The 21650-nt window shown below is 66.7% G+C and carries 17 protein-coding genes; 12 read left to right on the top strand and 5 right to left on the bottom strand.

From position 1 onward, the window contains the following. The first annotated feature begins 14 nt into the window (after positions 1-14). Positions 15-1331, top strand: a complete 1317-nt coding sequence (locus tag QOL68_RS13185) for an amidohydrolase (RefSeq protein WP_282949585.1) — start codon at positions 15-17, stop codon at positions 1329-1331. Positions 1332-1394: 63 nt separating this feature from the next. Further along, positions 1395-2255 (top strand): helix-turn-helix domain-containing protein, encoded by an 861-nt coding sequence (locus QOL68_RS13180; RefSeq protein ID WP_282949586.1) that lies wholly within the window; start codon positions 1395-1397, stop codon positions 2253-2255. A 111-nt stretch (positions 2256-2366) separates the two neighbouring features. On the opposite strand, the gene QOL68_RS13175 is transcribed toward QOL68_RS13180, so the two are convergent. Continuing rightward, positions 2367-3134, bottom strand: a complete 768-nt coding sequence (locus QOL68_RS13175; protein ID WP_282949587.1) for a crotonase/enoyl-CoA hydratase family protein — start codon at positions 3132-3134, stop codon at positions 2367-2369. Between the two features lie 261 nt (positions 3135-3395). On the opposite strand from QOL68_RS13175, the gene QOL68_RS13170 reads away from it, so the two are divergent. Further along, the gene (locus QOL68_RS13170) at positions 3396-3578 is read left to right on the top strand and encodes a DUF465 domain-containing protein (RefSeq protein WP_058456125.1); all 183 of its coding nucleotides are present in this window, start codon (positions 3396-3398) and stop codon (positions 3576-3578) included. An 86-nt stretch (positions 3579-3664) separates the two neighbouring features. Beyond that, complete coding sequence (locus tag QOL68_RS13165; protein WP_282949588.1) at positions 3665-4648, top strand: TerC family protein; 984 nt, start codon at positions 3665-3667, stop codon at positions 4646-4648. Between the two features lie 31 nt (positions 4649-4679). Here the strand turns inward: QOL68_RS13165 and QOL68_RS13160 are convergent, their stop codons facing one another. Continuing rightward, positions 4680-4979, bottom strand: coding sequence for a WYL domain-containing protein (locus tag QOL68_RS13160; protein ID WP_204992639.1), 300 nt, complete (start codon positions 4977-4979; stop codon positions 4680-4682). A gap of 253 nt (positions 4980-5232) precedes the next feature. Then, positions 5233-6825 carry an isocitrate lyase gene (locus QOL68_RS13155; RefSeq protein ID WP_282949589.1) on the bottom strand — a complete coding sequence of 531 codons (1593 nt, stop codon included), beginning with the start codon at positions 6823-6825 and terminating at the stop codon, positions 5233-5235. Between the two features lie 141 nt (positions 6826-6966). Between QOL68_RS13155 and QOL68_RS13150 the strand changes: the two genes are divergently transcribed. The 5 genes from QOL68_RS13150 (at position 6967) to QOL68_RS13130 (ending at position 15572) form a co-directional block, all read left to right on the top strand. Continuing rightward, positions 6967-8355 carry a helix-turn-helix domain-containing protein gene (locus QOL68_RS13150; RefSeq protein ID WP_282949590.1) on the top strand — a complete coding sequence of 463 codons (1389 nt, stop codon included), beginning with the start codon at positions 6967-6969 and terminating at the stop codon, positions 8353-8355. A 505-nt stretch (positions 8356-8860) separates the two neighbouring features. Beyond that, complete coding sequence (locus QOL68_RS13145) at positions 8861-10249, top strand: TIGR03013 family XrtA/PEP-CTERM system glycosyltransferase (RefSeq protein ID WP_282949591.1); 1389 nt, start codon at positions 8861-8863, stop codon at positions 10247-10249. Positions 10250-10251: 2 nt separating this feature from the next. Then, on the top strand, positions 10252-12348 hold the full coding sequence (gene prsK, locus QOL68_RS13140) for an XrtA/PEP-CTERM system histidine kinase PrsK (protein ID WP_058456131.1): 2097 nt from the start codon (positions 10252-10254) through the stop codon (positions 12346-12348). Positions 12349-12350: 2 nt separating this feature from the next. Next, entirely contained in the window at positions 12351-13727 is a 1377-nt protein-coding gene (gene prsR / locus QOL68_RS13135) for a PEP-CTERM-box response regulator transcription factor (protein WP_282949592.1), read from the top strand. Beyond that, the gene (locus QOL68_RS13130) at positions 13728-15572 is read left to right on the top strand and encodes a tetratricopeptide repeat protein (protein ID WP_282949593.1); all 1845 of its coding nucleotides are present in this window, start codon (positions 13728-13730) and stop codon (positions 15570-15572) included. A 272-nt stretch (positions 15573-15844) separates the two neighbouring features. Here the strand turns inward: QOL68_RS13130 and QOL68_RS13125 are convergent, their stop codons facing one another. Further along, positions 15845-16192: a GntR family transcriptional regulator gene (locus QOL68_RS13125; protein WP_204992645.1), complete on the bottom strand. Its 348-nt coding sequence runs from the start codon at positions 16190-16192 to the stop codon at positions 15845-15847. Positions 16193-16263: 71 nt separating this feature from the next. Then, entirely contained in the window at positions 16264-16845 is a 582-nt protein-coding gene (locus tag QOL68_RS13120; protein WP_282949705.1) for a nitroreductase family protein, read from the bottom strand. Positions 16846-17033: 188 nt separating this feature from the next. Between QOL68_RS13120 and QOL68_RS13115 the strand changes: the two genes are divergently transcribed. The 3 genes from QOL68_RS13115 to QOL68_RS13105 all read left to right on the top strand — a co-directional run bounded on the left by QOL68_RS13115 (position 17034) and on the right by QOL68_RS13105 (position 21523). Then, positions 17034-18656, top strand: coding sequence for a peptide MFS transporter (locus tag QOL68_RS13115; RefSeq protein ID WP_282949594.1), 1623 nt, complete (start codon positions 17034-17036; stop codon positions 18654-18656). A 3-nt stretch (positions 18657-18659) separates the two neighbouring features. Continuing rightward, positions 18660-20075, top strand: a complete 1416-nt coding sequence (locus tag QOL68_RS13110; RefSeq protein WP_282949595.1) for an amidohydrolase — start codon at positions 18660-18662, stop codon at positions 20073-20075. A 113-nt stretch (positions 20076-20188) separates the two neighbouring features. Continuing rightward, positions 20189-21523: an amidohydrolase family protein gene (locus tag QOL68_RS13105; protein ID WP_282949596.1), complete on the top strand. Its 1335-nt coding sequence runs from the start codon at positions 20189-20191 to the stop codon at positions 21521-21523. The last annotated feature ends 127 nt before the right edge of the window (positions 21524-21650 follow it).

The raw sequence follows: 21650 nt of genomic DNA, 5'->3' as shown, positions 1-21650 counted from the left end.
ACAGGGGAATGACGATGCGGATATGGTGGACCGGCGTGGCTGCGCTCGCGCTTTCGATGCCCGCGGCGGCGCAGGAGCTGGCGCCCGAGGTGCAGAAGCAGATGCCTTCGCTCATGGAGATCTACCGGGATCTTCACGCCAATCCCGAACTCAGTTTCATGGAAGTCCGATCGGCGGGGATATTGGCGGCCGAGGCGCGCAAGCTTGGCTATAAGGTGACCGAAAAGGTCGGCGGCACCGGCGTCGTCGCGGTGCTGGAAAACGGACCCGGTCCCGTGGTGCTCGTCCGCGCCGACATGGACGCGCTGCCGGTGATCGAGCAGACCGGGCTTCCCGGCGCTTCGAAGGTCCGCGTGACGACTAAGGAAGGCGTCGAGACGGGCGTGATGCATGCGTGCGGGCACGATACGCATATGACCGCGTGGATCGGCGCCGCGCGGCTGATGGCAGCCAACAAGGACAAATGGTCGGGCACGCTGGTGATGATCGGGCAGCCCGCAGAGGAGCGCGGCGCGGGCGCGCGGATGATGCTCGCAGACGGGCTCTATACCCGCTTCCCGCGACCGCAATATGCGCTCGCCTTCCACGACGCCGCGCAGTTTCCGGCGGGGATGATCGGTTATACGCCGGGCTATGCGCTCGCCAATGTCGACAGCGTCGACATCCTCGTGAAGGGGCTGGGCGGACATGGCGCCTATCCGCAGGCGACGAAGGATCCGATCGTGCTTGCAAGCCGGATCGTCACGACCTTGCAGACATTGGTTTCGCGCGAAATCAGCCCGCTCGACAGCGCGGTGGTGACGGTCGGCAGCTTCCACGGGGGCGCCAAGCACAACATCATCCCGGACGAGGCGCGGCTGCAACTGACCGTGCGCAGCTACACCGACGAAGTGCGCGCGAAGCTGCTCGACGGAATTGCGCGGATCGCGAAGGGCGAGGCGATCGCGGCTGGCATGCCAGAGGACAAGATGCCGGTGGTGACCGTCGAAAAGGACGAATTCACGCCCGCGATGTTCAACACGGTCGACTTCACGAACGAAATGGCGGGCTTCCTCAAGACCCGCTTCGGCGAGAAGCGCGTCATGCAGTTGCCGCCGGTGATGGGCGGCGAGGATTTCAGCCGTTTCTCGCGCGAAGAGAATAAGGACATCAAGAGCCTGATCATCTGGGTCGGCGGGGTCCCGCAGGCCGAATATGATGCGGCGAAGAAGGAAGGCCGGACGTTACCGAGCCTGCATTCGCCCTTCTGGGCGCCCGACGCCCCCGTCGTCATTTCGACAGCGACCGAGGCGCTGACGGCGATGGCAATGAAGCTGATGCCGAAGACATAGCGAACCCGGCGGGGCCACCAGCCGCTTTGCCGGGCCGCGCTGCCGTATTCCAAATAAATTGGGATGGACCTGTCCGTGACGCTGTGGTCAGCAAACGACATGCCTGCCCATGAATCTGCTCCCGGCTTGTCTGCATGCCTCACCGACCGGGAAATGGAAATTCTGCGCCTGTTGGCCGCCGGGCATACAGTGAAGACGATCGCCGCGCGTCTGGATCGTTCGGAAACATCGATCAACGAGCGTTTGCGCTCCGCCCGCCGCAAGACGGGGGTCGGCGGCAGCCGCGAACTGGCGCGCCTTCTGGAACCCCAAAAAACTTGTGACGAAAATATCGGTCTTTCGAACCAGCGTGCCGCCGGAAAGGATCCGGAGCACACCGCGGCCATCGGGGTTCGCGGCTCGAAAGGAATGATCGTCATGCTCATCGCACTACCCATTGCCGCTGCCGGATTGATGATCGCGGTCGCACCGTCCGCCGATCCGATCGCGAAGCGGGACACGGTTTACAGCACGGCATGGCGGCGACCGCCGCTCGCCGGAAGCTGGTCGCTGGACGCATCGCAGCTGCCGGAGGAGGAGCGCCCGCAACGGGTGACGATGACCTTCCGGGCGTCGCCAGACGGCAAATGGACGACGCGCGTCGAAATCGTCGCGCCCGACGGCTCCAGCCGTCACGCGGAATCGACCGCTGCCCTGGACGGCGTCCCGGTACCGGTCTCCGGAAATATGGAACTCATCGACAGCGTTGCGCTGCGACAGCCGGCTCCGAACACACTGGTCATGACGCTGGGAAAGGCGGGCGCGCGGGTGTCGACGCGCGTCTACACCGTCGCCAAGGATCGAAAATCGATGACGGAAACCATCGTCTGGTCCGGCGATAGTCGTCAAAAACTGGAAACCACGCATTTCAATCGCGTCGATTGATCGCAACCGCCGGTCCCACCACTTTCGCTCTCCCGGGCTTGTCCCCGGGGGCCGCCGCTTCCCATCGTGATCGGGGCGCGGCGGCAATGCGGCGGCCGCGGGCTCCTGGTCCTACTTCCCCTTGAAAGCGTCGAAGCTGCCACCGCGACCGGCGCCCTCGGTAAACTTCTTCGCTCCCGCCGCCGCGCCTTCGCGAAGCGGCGCGACGCCGGCGCGGGCTTCGTGCGCAAGCGCGGCCTCGATGTCGAAGTCCCATTGGCGGTAGGCGCTGAGCCGGTCGCTGTTCATGCAGATTTGCGGGAAGGCGGCGACCTGTTTCGCGAGATCAATCGCGGCGACGAGCGCGTCGCCATCGGGCACAATGCGATCGGCAAGGCCGATGCGCAGCGCTTCGTCGGCGGCCACGGGCCGGCCGGTCAGGATCATATCCAGCGCGCGTCCTTGCCCGACGATGCGCGGCAGGCGCACGGTGCCGCCGTCGATCAGCGGCACGCCCCAACGGCGGCAATAGACACCGAATATGGCGCCTTCCGCCGCGACGCGCATGTCGCACCAGAGCGCGAGTTCGAGCCCGCCCGCGACAGCGTGACCCTCGACTGCGGCGATAACCGGTTTCTCGAGCAGCATGCGGGTCGGCCCCATCGGGCCGGGGCCATCGGGGTCATAGTGCGACGTGCCGACCGCGCCGAGGTCGAACCCCGCGCAGAACTGGCCCGAACTGCCGGTCAGGATGGAGACGCGCGCGCTATCGTCCTTCGCAAAGGCGGTGAAGGCCTCGCGGAGGGCCAGCGCGGTGAGCGGATCGACGGCATTGCGTTTGGCGGGGCGGTCGATGGTGACGATCGTCACTGGGCCATCAAGGTCGATCCGGACGGTCATATTTTCTCCCAAAAGCTCGGTGATCCGATAGCCTGACGGGCTAGCACGACCGGAGGGGGAGGGGCAAAGCCTTGCAACGCGTCCGCCGTTACCCTATATAGTGCGTATGCGGGCCGGGCCCCTCTGGCGTCGGCGGAAGTCTCTTCCGCCACGTGATGTCGGACCGCATCGGGTGACACCGATGCTTGGCCTACCTCCCCCCTCAATCCCGGGTCCGGCATCGGCGTCACCTGCTTGATTTCATCAATCAGGAGGCCCTTCATGACTTTCAAATCGCGCTTCTACCGGCTGACCGAACTGCATCGCCAGATCGACGATGCGCTGCGCCGCGAGCATCGGCGCAGCGGCGCCGATCCGTTCCGGCTTTTGCGGCTGAAGACGCTGAAGCTCGCGGTGCGCAAACGCCTGGCGAGCCTGTCGCGCCAGCCCGCGCCCGCCATCTAATCACCATAAGATAGAGCCGGAGACGCTGCCCCGCTCCCCGCCAAGGGAAGGGGCGGCGCCTTTGGCGCATCCCAGGGATCATCATCATGGAATTTCTCTTCGTGGACTGGCTGGGAACCCCGGTCTGGTTCTGGCTCGCCTTCATCAGCCTTGTCGTCGCGCTAACCGCGTTCGACCTCGGGATCCTCCACAAGGAGAATAAGGAGATGGGGATCGGCGAGAGCCTGAAACTCTCCTTGCTTTACATCACGATCGCGCTCGCGTTCGGCGCGTGGATCTGGATCGAGAAGGGCGGCGAGGCCGGCCTCCAATATTACACCGGCTTCTTCATCGAGAAGGCGCTGTCGATCGACAATATCTTCGTCATCTCGTTGATCTTCGCGACCTTCGCTATTCCGCCGCGCTACCAGTATCGCGCGCTCCTCTGGGGCATCGTCGCAGTGATCGTGCTGCGCGGCATCATGATCGCGGGCGGCGCGGCGCTGGTTACCGAATATGGCTGGCTGCTCTATGTGTTCGCCGCCTTCCTCGTGTTCACGGGCATCAAGATGCTGTTCGCGGGCGAGAAGCCGATGGATGTCGCGGGCAATCCGGTCGTCAAATGGCTGTCGCGCCATATCCCGATCACGCACGAACTGCATGGCGAGAAATTCTTCGTCCGCGTGCCCGATACGAAGACCGGAAAGCTCGCGCTTGCCGCGACGCCGCTGTTTCTGGCGCTGGTCGTCATCAACCTTGCCGACCTGGTGTTCGCGGTCGACAGCGTGCCAGCGATCTTCGCAATCACGACCGACACCTTCATCGTCTATACGTCGAACATCATGGCGATCCTCGGCCTGCGCGCGCTTTACTTCGCGCTCGCGGCGATGGTGCATCGCTTCCACTATCTGAAATATGCGCTCGCGCTGGTGCTGGTGTTCATCGGGTCGAAGATCTTCGTCGCCGATTTCGTGCTGGGCGGCGGCAAATTCCCGCCGCTCATCAGCCTGGGCGTGACCGTGGCGCTGATCGCGGGGGGCGTAGTCTGGTCGCTTGTGAAGACCAGGCCCGGCGAAGCGGCTGCGGGTTGATGGGGCAGGGGGCGGGCGCAGCGCCCGCCCCTTATACCGCCATCAGCAGGACGTCGTCATCGCGCGGGGCGGCGGCTTCGAAGGTCGGCAGCGGATCGAAGCCCGCTTCTTCGACCTCGGCGGCGCCGAGGCCGTCGAGCTTGAACAGGCCGAGACGCGGTTCCTCGTCCTCGCGCCAGCTTTTGCCAAGATTGAGCGCGCTGACGAACAGGTCGCCGTGGCGTTCGAACAGCTGGTGCGGCGCGAGGGTCATGCGGTTGCCGTTATAGTCGGCGGTCACGGTGCGGCGCCGGGCAATCGCTTCCATCATCTTGAGGCGCGTGTCGCTCATGCGCCAGCCGCCCGGGAGAGGGGATTCTTGTTGTGCATCGCAACAAGATGCCGGCGTCGGCCGCGCGGGGCAAGGGTAAACGTTGTCATATTCAGGTCACAAACGACGAAAATGCCCGCCGGAGGCCAAATGGCTTCCGGCGGGCAGGCTTTCCTCCCCAGGAAAGCTCGGGAGGCGCGGAGCATTTGTGCAAGGGCTCCGCGCCAAACCGGGTGGCACGAGGGGGTGCAACGGGCCCCTCGCGCCGAACTGGTCAGGCCGCGAATTGATTCATCGTATTGTCTTTGCCCGCGGCCTTCAGGGCTGCCTCGCCGGCGAAATATTCCTTGTGGTCGTCGCCGATGTCGCTGCCCGACATATTCTGGTGCTTCACGCAGGCGATCCCCTCGCGGATTTCCTTGCGCTGGACGCCCTTGACGTAGCCGAGCATCGCTTCGTCGCCGAAATACTCCTTGGCGAGATTGTCGGTGCTGAGCGCCGCGGTGTGATAGGTCGGCAGCGTGATAAGGTGGTGGAAGATGCCCGCCCGCTTCGCCGCGTCGCGCTGGAAGGTGCGGATGCGGTTGTCGGCCTCTTCGCCCAGCGGCGTCGCGTCATAATCGACGCTCATCAGCTTGGCGCGGTCATAGGCGCTGACGTCCTTGCCTTCCTTCTCCCACGCGTCGAACACCTGCTGGCGGAAGTTGAGCGTCCAGTTGAAGCTCGGCGAGTTGTTGTACGCGAGCTTCGCATTGGGGACCACTTCGCGGATGCGGTCGACCATGCCGGCAATCTGTTCGATGTGCGGCTTTTCGGTTTCGATCCAGAGCAGGTCGGCGCCGTTCTGCAGGCTGGCGATACAGTCCATGACGCAGCGATCCTCGCCGGTTCCGGGGCGGAACTGATAGAGGTTCGAGGGCAAGCGCTTCGGGCGCAGCAGCTTGCCGTCGCGGTTGATGAGGACGTCGCCGGGGTTGCCCGCGCCCTCGACCTCTTCGCAATCGAGGAAGCTGTTATACCGGTCGCCAAGGTCGCCGGGTTCCTTCGAGAAGGCGATCTGCTTGGTGAGGCCCGCGCCGAGGCTGTCGGTGCGCGTCACGATGATCCCGTCCTCGACGCCGAGTTCCATGAAGGCGTAGCGGCAGGCGCGGATCTTCGCGATGAAATCCTCGTGCGGCACCGTGACCTTGCCGTCCTGATGGCCGCACTGCTTTTCGTCCGAAACCTGATTTTCGATCTGCAGCGCGCAAGCCCCCGCTTCGATCATCTTCTTCGCCAGCAGATAGGTCGCCTCGGCGTTGCCGAAGCCGGCGTCGATGTCAGCGATGATCGGCACGACGTGCGTTTCATGATTGTCGATCGCGGCCTGGATCTGCTTCGCCTTGAGTTCGTCGCCGTCGGCGCGTGCGGCGTCGAGGTCGCGGAACAGAAGCCCGAGTTCGCGGGCGTCGGCCTGACGCAGGAAGGTGTAGATTTCCTCGATCAGCGCGGGGACGCTGGTCTTTTCGTGCATCGACTGGTCGGGGAGTGGACCGAATTCGCTGCGCAGTGCGGCGATCATCCAGCCCGAGAGATAGATGTAGCGGCCCTTGACGGTTCCGAAATGCTTCTTGATCGAGATCATCTTCTGCTGCGCGATGAAGCCGTGCCAGCAGCCCAGGGACTGGGTGTAGTTCGCGGGATCGGCGTCGTAGGCGGCCATGTCGGCGCGCATGATGCGCGCGGTGTAGCGGGCGATGTCGAGCCCGGTACGGAACTTGTTCTGGGCGCGCATCCGGGCGACGCTCTCGCCGCTGATGCCGTCCCAGGTGCCGTCATAGTCGCGGATGAGGCGGCCGGCCTGCGCCATGTCTTCGGTGTAGCCCATCGTTCGAGTCCCTTGTCGAGAGGTGATGGGTGGAAGTTGGCGAAGGTGCCGCGCAAAGTGAAAAGCTTTGTCAATAATATTTGTGAAATATGCCGGTTCGGTGTAAATCGTCGTGTAAAGTAGTAAAGAAAGTTACAAGCGATGGCGGAGCGGCGGGTGTTTGCGGGGCCGGCGGTGCGCAAGGTGCGGCGCGAGGCGGCGATGACGCAGGCGGCGATGGCCGAGGCGCTCGATATTTCGCCGAGCTATCTCAACCTGATCGAGCATGGCCAGCGGCCGCTGTCGGCGACGGTGATCGTGCGGCTGGCCGAGCGCTTCGGGTTCGACGCGGCGAAGCTGGGCGCCGAGGATGTGCCGGGCGGGCTTGCGGGCCTGAGACGCCGGCTCGCCGATCCGCGCTTTGCCGACTTGGGCATCGGGCCGCAGGAGGTCGAGGAGTGGCTGCAGACCGCGCCCATGACCGCGGCTGCGTTCGCCCGCCTGTTCGATGCCGCGCCCGAGGGGCGCTCGGAAGGCGAAGGTGACGCGCCCGAAGTTGCCGCGGTGCGCCGCGCGATCGAGAAATGGCGCAACCATTTCCCCGACCTCGACGCGCGCGCCGAGGAACTGGCCGACGAGCTGCGGCTCGCGGGCGGCGACCTTTATGGTACGATTTCAGAGCGTTTGCGCACGCGGCACCAGCTCGGCATTCGCATATTGCCGAGCGACGTGATGCCCGACCGGCTGCGCTGGCTCGACTGGCACGCGCGGCAGTTGATGCTGAACGAGCTGCTGCGCCCCGCGTCGCGCACCTTCCAGGCGGCGGCGACGCTGGCGCAGATCGAGGCGAAGGACGAGATCGACGCGCTCGTCGCGGGCGCGGGGTTCGCCGAAGCGGCGGCGGCGCGGATGTTCGAGCGCCACCTGGTCCACTATTTCGCGGCCGCGCTGATGATGCCGTACAGCCGCTTCCTGCGCGCGTGCGACGCGACGGGATATGATTTGCTGTTGCTCCAGCGGCGCTTCGGCGCGGGCTATGAGCAGGTCGCACACCGGCTGACGACCTTGCAACGCGTCGGCGCGCGCGGCTTGCCCTTTTTCATGCTGCGCATCGACCGCGCGGGGCAGGGGAGCAAGCGTTATGCGGGGGCGAGCCAGTCGCCGCTGGTCGATGGCGATGCGCGCTGCCCGCTGTGGGGCGTTCACGAAGCCTTTTCGCGCCCCGGCGAGGTGATCGCCGATCTGGTCGAGCTGGAGGATGGCTCGCGCTGGTTCACCCAGTCGCGCTCGGTCGCCGCCCCCGGCGCGACGGGGAGCGGGACGCCCGCGCGCTTTGCCGTGTGTGTTGGGGTCGATGCGAAGGTCGCCGCACCTTTGATCGCGGCACGAGGGCTCGACCTGATGCGCAGCCCCGCCACGCCGATCGGGCTCGGCTGCCGGCGGTGCACGCGCAGCGGCTGCATCCAGCGCTCGATGCCGCCGCTCGGCCGCCCGCTGCGCTTCCGCGAAGGCGAGCGCGGCGTGAGCGCGTTCGACTTCGCGGGCGACTAGAAGACCAGCCAGCGCGGCGTCGCGCGGCGGAAGTCGTGGTGGCGTGCGCCAAATTCGCGGGCGAGATGCGCTTCGTCGACGCGCACCTGCAGCGCGCGGGCGATCACGAAGATTCGTCACCCCGGACATGATCCGGGGCCCACGACTTCAACGCCGCGCTGGATCCCGGATCAAGTCCGGGATGACGAAGAGGGGATGTCTAAATTGGGGTGGGGAGCGGTCGTTACCAATAATCGTCGCCCCCGCGAAGGCGGGGGCCGCCATCGGCCTTTTCCTGCGCCGCAGCGTAAACCGACTGCGGCCCCCGCCTTCGCGGGGGCGACGGCTAGTTCCGGTCGCCAGCTGCCCTGTGCGATCCCCGGCAGAGGCCGGAGCGCAGCCACGCCGGGAAGCCGAATGGCTTTGCGCTCTGGACTCGACGCATCGGGGCGATAAACAAGTGTAAAATTAACCGACAGTTGACGCCTGCGCGCTAGGTATATCCGCGAAAGGGCCAGACTTTCCGATGTTCCGACTGTTCAAACATTATGTGCCGCACGCGGTCGTCTGGCTGGCGCTCGTAGAATTCCTGGCCTTGCTGGGGTCGGCCGAGGCCGCGTGGCATCTTTATGCCCGTTATGCCGATTTCGACCCCGGTGCGCTGACCGATCGCTGGTTGCCGCTTGCGACGTTCGCCATTTCCAACTCGCTCGCGATGATGGCGACCGGGATGTATGGCAACGAGGCGCTGCGGTCGATGAAGTTCGCGACCGCGCGGCTGCTCGCGGCGATTTCGCTGGGGGTGATCTTTCTTGCGGTCGTCGGCTTCCTGTTGCCGACCGCGACCTTGTGGCGCGTCAACAGCCTGTACGCGATGGCGTTCGCAATCGCGTCGCTGTCGCTGATCCGGCTGGCGCTGACGCAGAGCGCGGGGGCCGAGGCGTTCCGTCGGCGCGTTCTGGTGCTGGGCGCGGGCAAGCGCGCGATGCGCCTCAAAAAACTGGCCGAAGCGCCCGGAAGCGGGATCGTGATCGCCGGTTTCGTCGCAATGACCGAGGGCGAGCGCGCGATCGCGGACGCGATGCCGCGCGCGATGATCGCCAGCATCGCCGACCATGTCGTCGACCTGCGCGTGGGCGAGGTGGTGCTGGCGCTCGAGGAACGGCGCGGCGCGCTGCCGCTCGACGACCTGCTGCGCGTCAAGACGACGGGCGTGCAGGTCAGCGACATTGCGAGCTTTATCGAGCGCGAGACCGGGCGCGTCGATCTGGCGACGACGAACCCGAGCGCGCTGATCTTTTCCGACGGCTTTTCGGCGGGCCAGCGGATCTCGCGCGTCGGCAAGCGATTGTTCGATATCGGCGCGAGCCTTGCGGTGCTGGTCGTCGGGCTGCCGCTGATCCTGATCGCGGGCGTCGCGGTGAAGCTCGATAGCCGCGGGCCGGTCTTTTATCGCCAGTCGCGCGTCGGGCGGTACGACCAGCCGTTCGAGGTCGTGAAGATCCGGTCGATGCGCACCGACGCCGAGGCGGCGGGGCAGGCGGTGTGGGCGTCTGAGAACGACCCCCGCGTCACGCGCGTCGGCCATGTCATCCGCAAGCTGCGCATCGACGAGCTGCCGCAGCTCTGGTGCGTGCTGAAGGGCGAGATGAGCATCGTCGGCCCGCGCCCCGAGCGCCCGGCCTTCGTCGAGGAACTCGAGCGCGAGCTGCCCTATTATGCCGAGCGTCACATGGTGAAGCCGGGGCTGACCGGCTGGGCGCAGATCAACTATCCCTATGGCGCGTCGATCGAGGATGCGCGGGCGAAGCTGGAATATGATCTTTACTACACGAAGAACTACTCGCCCTTCCTCGACCTGCTGATCCTCCTCCAGACCGTCCGCGTCGTGCTGTGGCCGGAGGGCGCGCGCTGACCATGCCGACGCTGGGAGCCCTTGCCGACATTTTATCCGCGCTGGCCTTTGTCGGATATGGCGGGGTAACCTTGTGGCTGCTGGCGCGGCCGCGCGAGCGGATGGCGGCGCTGATGCCCGCACCGCGCTGGCTGGCGATCGCCGCCGCCGCGACGATGGCGTGGAGCGCGTCGCTCTATGTCTTTGCGCCCGGCGCGTCGCAGGTGCTGGTCGCGCAGGCGCTGCGCGACATGGCGATCCTGGGCTGGCTGGCGGCGACCTTCTGGCCGAAACCCGCCGCGATGGCGGGGGCGCAGCGGCTGATCTTTCGCCTGCTCGTCACGATCAGCGGCATTTCGCTGGTCGCGGGCCTGATCGCCCATTGGCGGAGCGCGGTGGCGAGCGAGTGGCTCGGGCCGTCGCTTGCCGTCTCGACGATGCTCGTCGCGATCGGCGGGCTGCTGGTGATCGACAGCGGGGTCCGCCGCGCGAGCGCGGGCCTCCGGATGCCGGTGATGGCGGTCGCGGGCGGCTTTGCGATGCTGTGGGGCTATGAGCTCAACGTCCAGCTGATCGGGGCGATGACCGGCAGGGCGGCGACGACGCTGATCCATCTGCTGCCCGCGGTCGCGCTGGCGATTCTGCCGACCTTCGTGATCGCGGCGATGGATATCGGGCGCGAGCGGATGCGGCTGTCGCGCCCCGCCGCGGTGCGCACGCTGATCCTGCTCGGCGCGGCGCTCTATCTGGTCCTGATCGGGCTGTCGGGTGCGGTCGCGCGGCAGCTCGGCGGCGATTATGGCGACCTCGCGCAGGGGGTGTTCCTGACGCTGGCACTGGGGGCGGGCGGGCTGCTGCTGCTGTCGGCGCGCGCGCGGGCGTGGCTGTCGGTGATGATCTCGAAGCATTTCTTCGAGCATCGCTATGACTATCGCGCCGAATGGATGCGCTTTACCGCGACGCTTGCGCAAGGCGACGGCGAGGACGATCGCAACCTGCATCGCCGCGCGGCGCGCGCGCTGGCCGAGCTGACGGGCAGTCCTGGCGCGCTGCTGATGCTGCCCGATCCGCTCGGCGCGTTTCGCGTCTCCGACCAGTGGCATTGGCCGGCGGGTATCGATGAGGGCGCCGAGCTGCCGCTGCGATCGGCCTTCATGCTGCAGGAAACGCGGCACATCGTCGACCTCGATGCCGAGCGGCGCGGCGAGAAGGGCGAGCAGGATCTGGCGATTCCGGGCTGGCTGCTTGCCGACCCGCGCGCGTGGGTCGTCGTGCCGGTGCTGCATTTCCACCGGATGATCGCGGTCGTCGTGCTCCATCGCCCACCGGTGTCGCGCGCGCTCGACTGGGAGGATCTCGACGTGCTGCGCATCGCGGGTCAGCAGGCGGCAAGCTATCTGGCGGAATCGCACAGCCAGGCGGCGCTGTCGGAGGCCAAGCGTTTCGACGAGTTCAACCGCCGCTTTGCCTTCATCATGCACGACATCAAGAATCTGGCGAGCCAATTGAGCCTGCTCGCGAGCAATGCCGAGCGTCATGCCGAAAAGCCGGCGTTCCGCGCCGACATGATCGAGACGCTGAAAATCTCCTCGCGGCGGCTGTCCGACCTGCTCGTCCGGCTGTCGCCGCGCGAACGCGGGCCGTCGGCCGATGCCGTGCGCACGCTGGTCGAACCGCTGATGCGCGACGTCGCGGCCGAGGTACGGACTCGGCGCGCGCTGTTCGTCGGATGTCAGGCGGGTCTTGCGGCGTGGGGCGATACGGGATCGATCCGGCAGGTCGTCCAGCATCTGGTGAGCAATGCGATCGACGCCTCTGCCGACGACACGCCGGTGCAGCTGATCGCGGTCGCCGAGAATGGGCGCGTCCGGATCGACGTGATCGACCAGGGGGCGGGCATGACCCGCGCTTTCGTCCGCGACGAGCTGTTCAAGCCCTTCGTCTCGACCAAGGAAGGCGGCTTCGGCCTGGGGGCGTTCGAGGCGCTGCAGCTCGCGCAGGCGATGGGCGGGTCGATCGAGGTCGCGAGCGAGCCGGGCAAGGGCAGCAATTTCACATTCTGGCTGCCGCTGGCCGAGGCCCATGCGGACGCGGGAATGCCGGCAGGAAGAGTGGCATAGACATGAACGACAGCGGGACCGCGCCGAAGAAATTGCTGGTCGTCGAGGACGACCCGGGGCTGCAGGCGCAGCTCAAATGGGCGTATGACGATTATGAGGTGCTGATCGCGGGCGATTTCGACAGCGCGATCGAGCTGCTGCGCGCCGAGGAGCCGGGGGTGGTGACGCTCGACCTCGGGCTGCCGCCCGATCCCGACGGAACGCGCGAGGGATTTCGCGTGCTGAAGGCGATCCTCGAGGTGAAGCCCGATACCAAGGTCATCGTCGTGTCGGGGCATGGCGAGCGCGCCAGCGCGCTGGCGGCGATCGCGAGCGGGGCGTGGGATTTCTACCAGAAGCCGATCGATATCGAGGAACTGGGACTGATCGTCCGCCGGGCGTTCCATGTCCACGAGCTGGAGGTCGAGAACGGGCGGCTCGCCGAGCGGGGTTCGGGCGACAATCGCGTGCTGGGCGGGATGATCACCGGGGCGCCCGAGATGCTGAAGGTTGCGCGGACGATCGAGCGCGTCGCGAACCTCGACGTGTCGGTGATGCTGCTCGGCGCGAGCGGGACGGGCAAGGAATTGCTGGCGCGCGGGCTGCACGAGGCGAGCGGGCGGCGCGACGGGGCGTTCGTCGCGATCAACTGCGCCGCGATCCCGGAGAATCTCCTCGAAAGCGAGCTGTTCGGGCACGAGAAGGGCGCGTTCACCGGCGCGGTCAAGACGACCGAGGGCAAGATCGAGCTGGCGCATGGCGGTACGCTGTTCCTCGACGAGGTCGGCGACATTCCGCTGCCGCTGCAGGTCAAGCTGCTGCGTTTCCTGCAGGAACGGACGATCGAGCGGATCGGCGGGCGCAAGGCGATCGCGGTCGATACGCGCATCGTCTGCGCGACGCACCGCGATCTCGACGCGATGATCGCCGAGCAGCGCTTTCGCGACGACCTCTACTATCGTCTCGCCGAGATGGTGGTGAAGATCCCGTCGCTCGCCGAGCGGCCGGGCGACGCGGTGCTGCTGGCGCGCCATTTCCTGCACCATTATGCGCCCGAGATGAACCCGTCGGTGCGCGGCTTCGCGCCCGACGCACTGCAGGCGATCGACGAGGGGCGCTGGCCCGGCAATGTCCGCGAACTCGAAAACCGGATCAAGCGCGCGGTGATCATGGCCGACGGCAAGCTGGTGATGAAGGACGACCTCGACCTTGCCGGCGGGAGCGAGGCGGACGGCGAGGATTATCTGAACCTTCGCAGCGCGCGCGAGGCCGCCGATCGCGTCGCGATCCGCCGCGCGATGACGCAGAGCGAGGGCAATATCTCGTCGGCGGCGAAGCTGCTCGGGATCAGCCGCCCGACGCTTTACGACCTGCTGAAGCAATATCGGATGCAGGCCTGAGTGGTCCGTGTCCGCGTCCTGCTCGCCGCATCGCTGGCGGCGCTGGCGCTCGCCGGCTGCGGTGAGGCAACGAAGGAGGGCGCGCATAGCGAACTTCGCGAGCGCGCTGCAAAGCTGCAGGGCGACGTCGCGGCTGACCCCAGGGATATTGCGACGCGGGTCCGGCTGGCGCGCGTGCAGATCGCGCTGGGCGATGGCGTGGGGACCGAGGCGACGGTGAAGGCGGCGCTCGCGGCGGGCGCCAACGCCGACTATTTGCGCCCGCTGCTGGCGCGGGCTTATGCGTTGCAGGGGAACGGGACGCGCGCGCTGGAGACGCTCGCCGACGGACCCGTCGCACCCGAGATGGCGGGCGAGGCGGCGTGGGTCGAGGGCGATGTCCAGCTTGCGGGCGGCGATCTCGGCGCGGCGCGCGCCGCGTTCGATCGCGCGGTCCGGGCGCTGCCGAACGAGTCCGCGCTGTGGGTGTCGGTCGGGCGCTTTCGGGACGCCAACGCCGACGCCGCGGGCGCGCACGACGCCGCCGACTATGCGATCGAACTCGACGCGAAGAACAGCGCCGCCCTGACGCTCAAGGCGAAACTGGTGCGCACGCAGCAGGGGCTGAAGCCCTCGCTCGGCTGGTACGAGGCGGCGCTGGCGGCCGATCCGGCCAACGCCGACGCGCTGATCGAGCAGGGCGCGACGTTCGGCGACCTCGGCCGGTACAAGGATATGCTGGCGTCGCTGCGCGCGGCGGCCGAGCTGGCGCCGGGCGATCCAAGGATATATTATCTGCAGGCGGTGCTCGCGGCGCGCGGCGCGAACTATCCGCTGGCGCGCAGCCTGCTCCAGCGCACGCGCGGTGCGATGGACGATGTGCCCGGCTTCATGCTGCTGAGCGCGGTCGTCGAACTCGAACTCGGCGGACAGGCCGTGGCGGCGACCTGGGCCGACCGGCTGCTGACCGAACAGCCAAACAATTTCACCGCGCGCCGGATCCTCGCGGTGGCCGACTGGGCCGATGGCGATGCCGGGGCGGCGGCCGATGCCCTGACGCCCGTCGCGGCACGCGGCGATGCCGATAGCTGGGCGTTGCTGCTCGCGGCGCGGCTGGCGGCCGAGACGGGGGACGCAGATGCGTCCGCAGCCTATCTGGCGCGCGCCGCGACGCTGGCGCGCGGCGAGGCGGCGCCGTTCGCGGCGAGCGACAGCTACGGTCTCGCTTCGCTGTCGGCCGATGGCGATCCGCTCAATCCGGCGAAGGCGATCCCGGCGATCTCCGCCGATTTGGCGGGAAGCAATTATGCGGGAGCAATCGCGCGCGCGACGCGGCTGCGCGATGCCAACCCCGGCGTAGCCGACGCGCACGTGCTGCTGGGCGATGCGGCGCTGGCCGGAGGGCGGCTGGACCTTGCGGTGCAGGCGTACCGGTCGGCGCAGGCACTCGATGCGAGCGAGCGGGTCGCCTTGCGGCTGGCCAATGCGCTTTACCGTATCGGCGATGCCGCGGCGTCGCGCCGCGTCGTGTTGCGGCTGCTCGCAAATGATCCGTCGAGCGTGGCGGGCGAGCGGATCGCCGCTGCGCTGGCGATGGACGCCCGCGACTGGGACTCCGCGATCGCGCATTATGAGCGCATTCGCCGCCGGATCGGCAATCGTGACGCGGTGGTGCTGCGCGAACTGGCACGCGCGTGGATTGCAAGGGGCGACAGCGAGCAGGCGCTGCCGATGATCGCGCTCGCCTATCGGCTGCAGCCGCTGAATGCAGAGATCATGCGGATTTATGCGGATTTGCTGGACCGGCGCGGGAATGCGCAGGCGGCGGCGGATTTGCGCGAAAAGGCGGCGCAGGTCGGGCGGTAGGGGGCTGCTGACGAGCGGCTGCGGCCGTTCGTCTCCCCTCCCGCGGGCGGGAGGGGTTGGGGGTGGGGCGACGACGGCGCGCCATGCCCACCCCGCTGCGGCTAGCCAGCAAGCTGGCAAGCCTCGCTGCCCCTCCCGCCTGCGGGAGGGGAGGTTATCTCTTTTGTCGTCATTCCGGATCGGATGCGCGATCCGCGGCAGCGCGGACCTTATGGACCCCGGATCAAGTCCGGGGTGACGAAATTCCGCTCACCCCACGGCAGAAAGAAACGTCAGGCCTCGGTCAGGTCGAGCAGGGTGCGCGCGTCGAGGCCGATGCGGCGCATCTGCTGCGCGACGGGGGGCCAGACGTTGGCGAGGAAATCCTCGCGCATCAAGGTGCGTAGGCGGTCGGTCGCGCCTTCGGCGACGAACATGCCGACGCCGCGCTTTACCGTGACGAGCCCTTCGTCCTGAAAGGTCTGATAGGCCTTGGCGACCGTCAGCGGATTCGCCCCTTCCTCCGCCGCGAGCGAGCGTACCGACGGGAGCATATCGCCGTCGGCGTAGGTGCCGTCGAGAATGGCGTTGGCGATCACGTCGCGGAGACGCTGATAGACGGGTTTGGACTGATCGAGCATGGCGCCTTAATGCCATAAGACAGCAGCACAGTCAAATCGCGAAAATTAGCAAAATGTCGTCAACATTGAAATTAAATATCCCAAGAGCTTACGACGTCGTCATATTCGGGTCGCGGACGCTCCGAGAGGTCGGCGGCGGCGGTTCCGAAGAAGAAATAGCCGACGATCATGTCGCCGTCGGCGACTCCGAAAGCTTTCGCCACATTGGGGCTGTACGCGGCCCAGCCGGTGAGCCAGCTGCCGACGAAGCCATGCGCGTGCGCGGCATGGAGCAGATTCATGCCGACCGCGCCGGCCGACATCTGTTGTTCCCAGACCGGAATCTTCGCACCCCGCACCGGGGTCGAGATCAGCACGACGAGGCTCGGCGCCTGATGCGCGAACTGGTCGAGCGCCGACAGGTCCATCCCCGCGGCACCGGGATTCTCCGCCACCCATGCGTCCTTGAGCACGGTGGCGAAACGCTCGCGCCGGTCGTCGGCGATGGTGACGATGCGCCACGGCGCGAGCTTGCCATGGTCGGGGGTGCGCAAGGCGAGGGCGATGATGTCATGGAGCTGCCCGGTGTCGGGGCCGGGGGCGACCATGTCGCGTGCCTTTCCCGAGCGGCGGGTGGCGAGGTGTGCGCGGAGCGAGGAGATGTCGTTGAACATGGAGCGCATTTGGGCGCCTTTGGAGGCCTGCGCAAGCGTTGCGAACGATTCGCAACAAATTTCCTCCGCGTGCCACATGGTTTCACGCGCAATTAGATTCTTCCCTTGAGCAATTTTCGCGCTAGGTTGAGCCATTCGCGCGGCGGAAAGCCGCCGCCAAAACAATCCGGGAAAAGGGACGCGTTTCAATGAAATCTATGGGTATGTGGGACGAGGGTGACTGGATTGCGGTCATCGCACTCGTCGTCCTCGCGGTGTTTCTGAGCATCGGTGCGCTGATCGCCGGCAGCAAGAAACCGGAGTTCGCCGGCCATCCCAAGGGCCTCTACATGCTCTTCTTCGCCGAAATGTGGGAGCGTTTTTCCTATTACGGCATGCGCGCGATCCTGATCTTCTACCTGACCCAGCACTGGCTGTTCAGCGACAGCAAGTCGAACCTGATCTACGGCGCCTATACCAGCCTCGTTTACATCACCCCGGTTCTCGGCGGCTATCTCGCCGACCGGTACCTCGGCCAGCGCAAAGCCGTGCTGTTCGGCGGCCTGCTGCTCGCAGCGGGGCATAGCCTGATGGCGGTCGAAGGGGGCGGAGGGCAGGAGGACGCGACGATCAACGTCTTCTGGGCCGCGCTCGCCTTCATCATCGTCGGCTCGGGCTTCCTCAAGGCCAATATTTCGGTGATGGTCGGTCAGCTCTACCGGCTCACCGACGTCCGCCGCGATGGCGCCTATACGATCTTTTACATGGGCATCAACGTCGGCGCCGCGCTCGGCACGATCCTCGTCGGCTATCTCGGCCAGCGGATCGGCTGGGGCTATGGCTTCGGGCTTGCCGGTATCGGTATGCTCGCCGGTCTCGTCGTCTTCGTCCTCGGCAAGAGCGCGCTCCTCGGCGCCGGCGAGGCGCCCGCGCCGCTCGCAAGGTCGCGCGAATGGACACTTTACGGCATCGGTTTTGCCGCAGTCGCCGTGATCTGGGCGCTCGTCCAGTATCAGGACGTCATCCAGTCGTTGCTCGCCATCTCGGGCATCGCGCTGCTCGGCTATGTCCTTTACGAAAGCTTCAAGCTGGAAAAGGAGCCGCGCGAGCGCATGTTCGCGATCCTGTTCCTGATCGCGCTCAACCCGCTGTTCTGGGGCCTGTTCGAACAGGCGGGCGGGTCGATGAACCTGTTCACGGACCGCTATGTCGACCGCGGCGCGGTTCCCGCCTCGATCTTCCAGTCGATCAACCCGATCTACATCATCCTCTTCGCGCCCTTCTTCGCGGGGCTGTGGCAATGGCTCGGCAAGCGCGGCATGGAGCCGTCGGCTCCGGCGAAATTCGGTCTGGCGCTGGCGCAGATGGGGCTTGCCAACCTCGTCCTCGTCTGGGGCGCCGAAGCGTTCGGCGTGGCGGCGATGACGCCGGTGCTGTTCGTCTTCCTCTATTATCTCCTCGCCACGACCGGCGAGCTCTGCCTCAGCCCCGTCGGCCTGTCGGCGATGAACCGGCTGGCGCCGTCCTATCTCGCGTCGCTCATCATGGGCGCGTGGTTCTATATGACCGCGGTCGGCAATTTCGTCGCCGGCAAGATCGGCGAGGCGACCGGCGGCCATGGCGGCGAGATGAGCAAGGCCAAGCTGCTCGAAATCTACGAGATGTTCGGCTGGATCGCGATTGGCGCCGCGGTCGCGGTGCTGCTGGTCAGCCCGATCGTCAAGCGCTGGATGCACCTCGACACGCTGCGCGACCGCGACGAGGGCCTGGCCGGTGTCGGCGAGGCCGAGCCGCAGGCCGCGGGCATCCATCCCGAACCGAAGGGGGCGTAATCGATGGTCGGGCGCGTGAAGGGCGGCCTGCTGGCTGCAGTGTCGCTGGCGCTCGTCGGCTGCGCGGCGGGCGGCGAGGCGCCGAAATCGGCGGGTGCCAAGCCCGCCACCGCCGCAGCCGAAAAGCCGGTCAAGTTCAACAAGGATCCCTATCCCTCGACCTACAAGGGATATCCGACGCGGCTGACCGTAGTGAAGGGCGCGACGATCTTCGACGGCGAGGGCGGGCGGTTCGACAATGGCTCGGTGGTGCTGTCGAGCGGCAAGGTGCTCGCGGTCGGCGGCCCCGATCTGGAGGTGCCGACCGACGCCGATGTCGTCGACGGGACGGGCAAATATGTGACGCCGGGTGTGATCGACATCCACAGCCACCTCGGCGACTATCCCTCGCCGGCGGTCGACGCGCATTCGGACGGCAACGAGGCGACCTCGCCCACCACGCCCGAGGTGTGGAGCGAGCATAGCGTGTGGCCGCAGGACCCGGGCTTTGCCCGCGCGCTCGCCAATGGCGGGGTGACGACGCTGGAGATCCTGCCGGGCAGCGCCAATCTGATGGGCGGCCGCTCGGTCGTCCTCAAGAATGTGCCCGCGCGCACGATGCAGGGAATGAAGTTCCCGGGCGCGCCGTACAGCCTGAAAATGGCGTGCGGCGAAAATCCGAAGCGCGTCTATGGCGCGAAGGGCCGGATGCCCTCGACCCGCATGGGCAATCTGGCGGTCAATCGCCAGACCTGGGCGAAGGCGGCGGCGTACAAGAAGAAACTCGACGAGGGGAAAGCGGTCGACCGCGACCTGGCGATGGAAACGCTCGCGGGCGTGCTGTCGGGTGAGATTCTGGTGCAGAACCATTGCTACCGCGCCGACGAAATGGCGATCGTCATCGATATGAGCCACGAGTTCGGATACAAGGTGGCGGCGTTCCACCACGCGGTCGAGGCGTACAAGATCGCCGACCTGCTGAAGAAAGAGGGCATTTGCGCCGCGATGTGGGCCGATTGGTGGGGCTTCAAGATGGAAGCCTATGACGCGGTGCCCGAGAATATCGCGCTAATGTACAAGGAAGGCGCGTGCACGATCGTCCATTCGGACGATGCGAACCAGATCCAGCGGCTCAATCAGGAAGCCGCGAAAGCGCTCGCTGCAGGCCGCCGCATGGGGATGCAGATCAGCGACGAGCAGGCATGGACCTGGCTCGCGATCAATCCCGCGAAGGCGCTCGGCATCGGGGACAGGACGGGCAGCCTGAAGCCCGGCAAGATGGCCGACGTCGTGCTGTGGAACGGCAATCCGTTCAGCGTCTATACGCGGCCCGAAAAGGTCTGGATCGACGGCGCGCTGATGTTCGACGCGATGGACCCGAAACGGCGTCCGGTGACCGACTTCGAGCTTGGCCAGCCGGGCGAAGGAGACGTGAAATGATGCGGCTCCCGACCGTCCGGTCCAGTCTCTCCTGTGCCCCTGCGAAGGCAGGGGCCCATCTCCTTCGCTCTCGCTTGTTCACCGCGGCTTGTTTGAAATCGACAGGACCGGAGATGGGCCCCTGCCTTCGCAGGGGCACGGTGCTAACCGGGTTGGCGAGCGCCCTGGTTGCTGCTCTGGCCTTGTCTGCTCCGGCTCACGCGCAGGACGTCGCGATCACCAATGCGAAGCTCGTCATCGGCGACGGCAGCGCGCCGATCGAGGGCGGCACCGTCGTCGTGCGCGGCGGCAAGGTCGTCGCAGCGGGCCGCGGTGTGGCGGTGCCTGCGGGGATCGAGCGCGTCGATGCGGGCGGCCATTATGTGACGCCGGGCATCGTCGCGGCGTTCAGCCGCGTCGGGCTGGTCGAGGTCGATGCCGTTGCCGGCACCAACGATCGCTCGGCGACGCGGTCGCGCTTCTCGGCGGGGCTCGATATCGCGCCCGCGCTCAACCCGATGGGATCGCCGATCGCGGTCAATCGCGCCGCGGGCGTGACGCGCGCGATCGTCGCGCCGGGCAGCAGCAGCAATTTGTTCGCCGGGCAGGGCGCGGTCGTCGACCTTGGCGACGACAACGACATGGTGACGCGGCCGCGCGCGCTACAGTTCGTCGCGTTCGGCGAGGACGGGTCGGCGAAGGCGGGCGGCAGCCGCGCCGCGACCTTCCTTCTGTTCCGCGAGCAATTGCTGGCGGCGCGCAGCTATGCCCGCAACCCCGCGACGCTGGCCGAATGGAGCAATGATTCGCTGATCCAGCGCGCCGATGCCGAGGCGCTGGTGCGCGTGATCAATGGCACGACCCCGCTGTTCGTGCGCGTCGACCGCGCGGCGGATATCCTGAACGTGCTGAAGCTCAAGGGCGAATTCCCGGCGCTGAAGCTGGTGCTCGTCGGCGCGACCGAGGGCTGGCTGGTCGCGCGCGATATCGCGGCGGCCAAGGTGCCGGTGCTGGTCTCGCCGCTCACCGACCTGCCGGGCAGTTTCGAGCAGCTCGGCGCGACGCAGTCGAACGCCGGGCGGCTGAAGGCGGCGGGGGTCGAGGTGTCGGTCGGCGTGTTCGACGACGACGATGCGCACAAGATGGGATATACCACTCAATATGCCGGCAATCTGGTCGGGCTGTCGAAACTGCCGGGCGCGAGCGGGCTGACATGGGATCAGGCCTTCGCCGCGATCAGCAGCGTGCCCGCGAAGGCGGTGGGGATGGACGGCGCGATCGGGTCGCTGCGCGCGGGGCGCGCCGGCGATATCGTGATCTGGGACCATGATCCGCTCGAACTCGGCAGCCGTCCGACGATGGTGTGGATCGATGGCAAGCGCCAGTCGCTCGTCACGCGGCAGGACCGGCTGCGCGATCGCTACCTGACCCCGACCGAAGGGGCATTGCCGAAGGCATATGATCGGTGATTATAATGGTTGCGGGCGTTCGTCCCCATTTCGTCATCGCGGCCCGTCGACTGCGCGGGTGAGACCCCGGCCTTCGTCGGGGGTGACGATTTGAAGGGAATGGCGCCAAAGGGAGAGGGGCCGTCCA

The sequence above is a fragment of the Sphingopyxis sp. Geo25 genome (genome assembly GCF_949769135.1).
Classification (GTDB): domain Bacteria; phylum Pseudomonadota; class Alphaproteobacteria; order Sphingomonadales; family Sphingomonadaceae; genus Sphingopyxis.
This window is presented reverse-complemented; position numbering and strand designations above follow the sequence as displayed.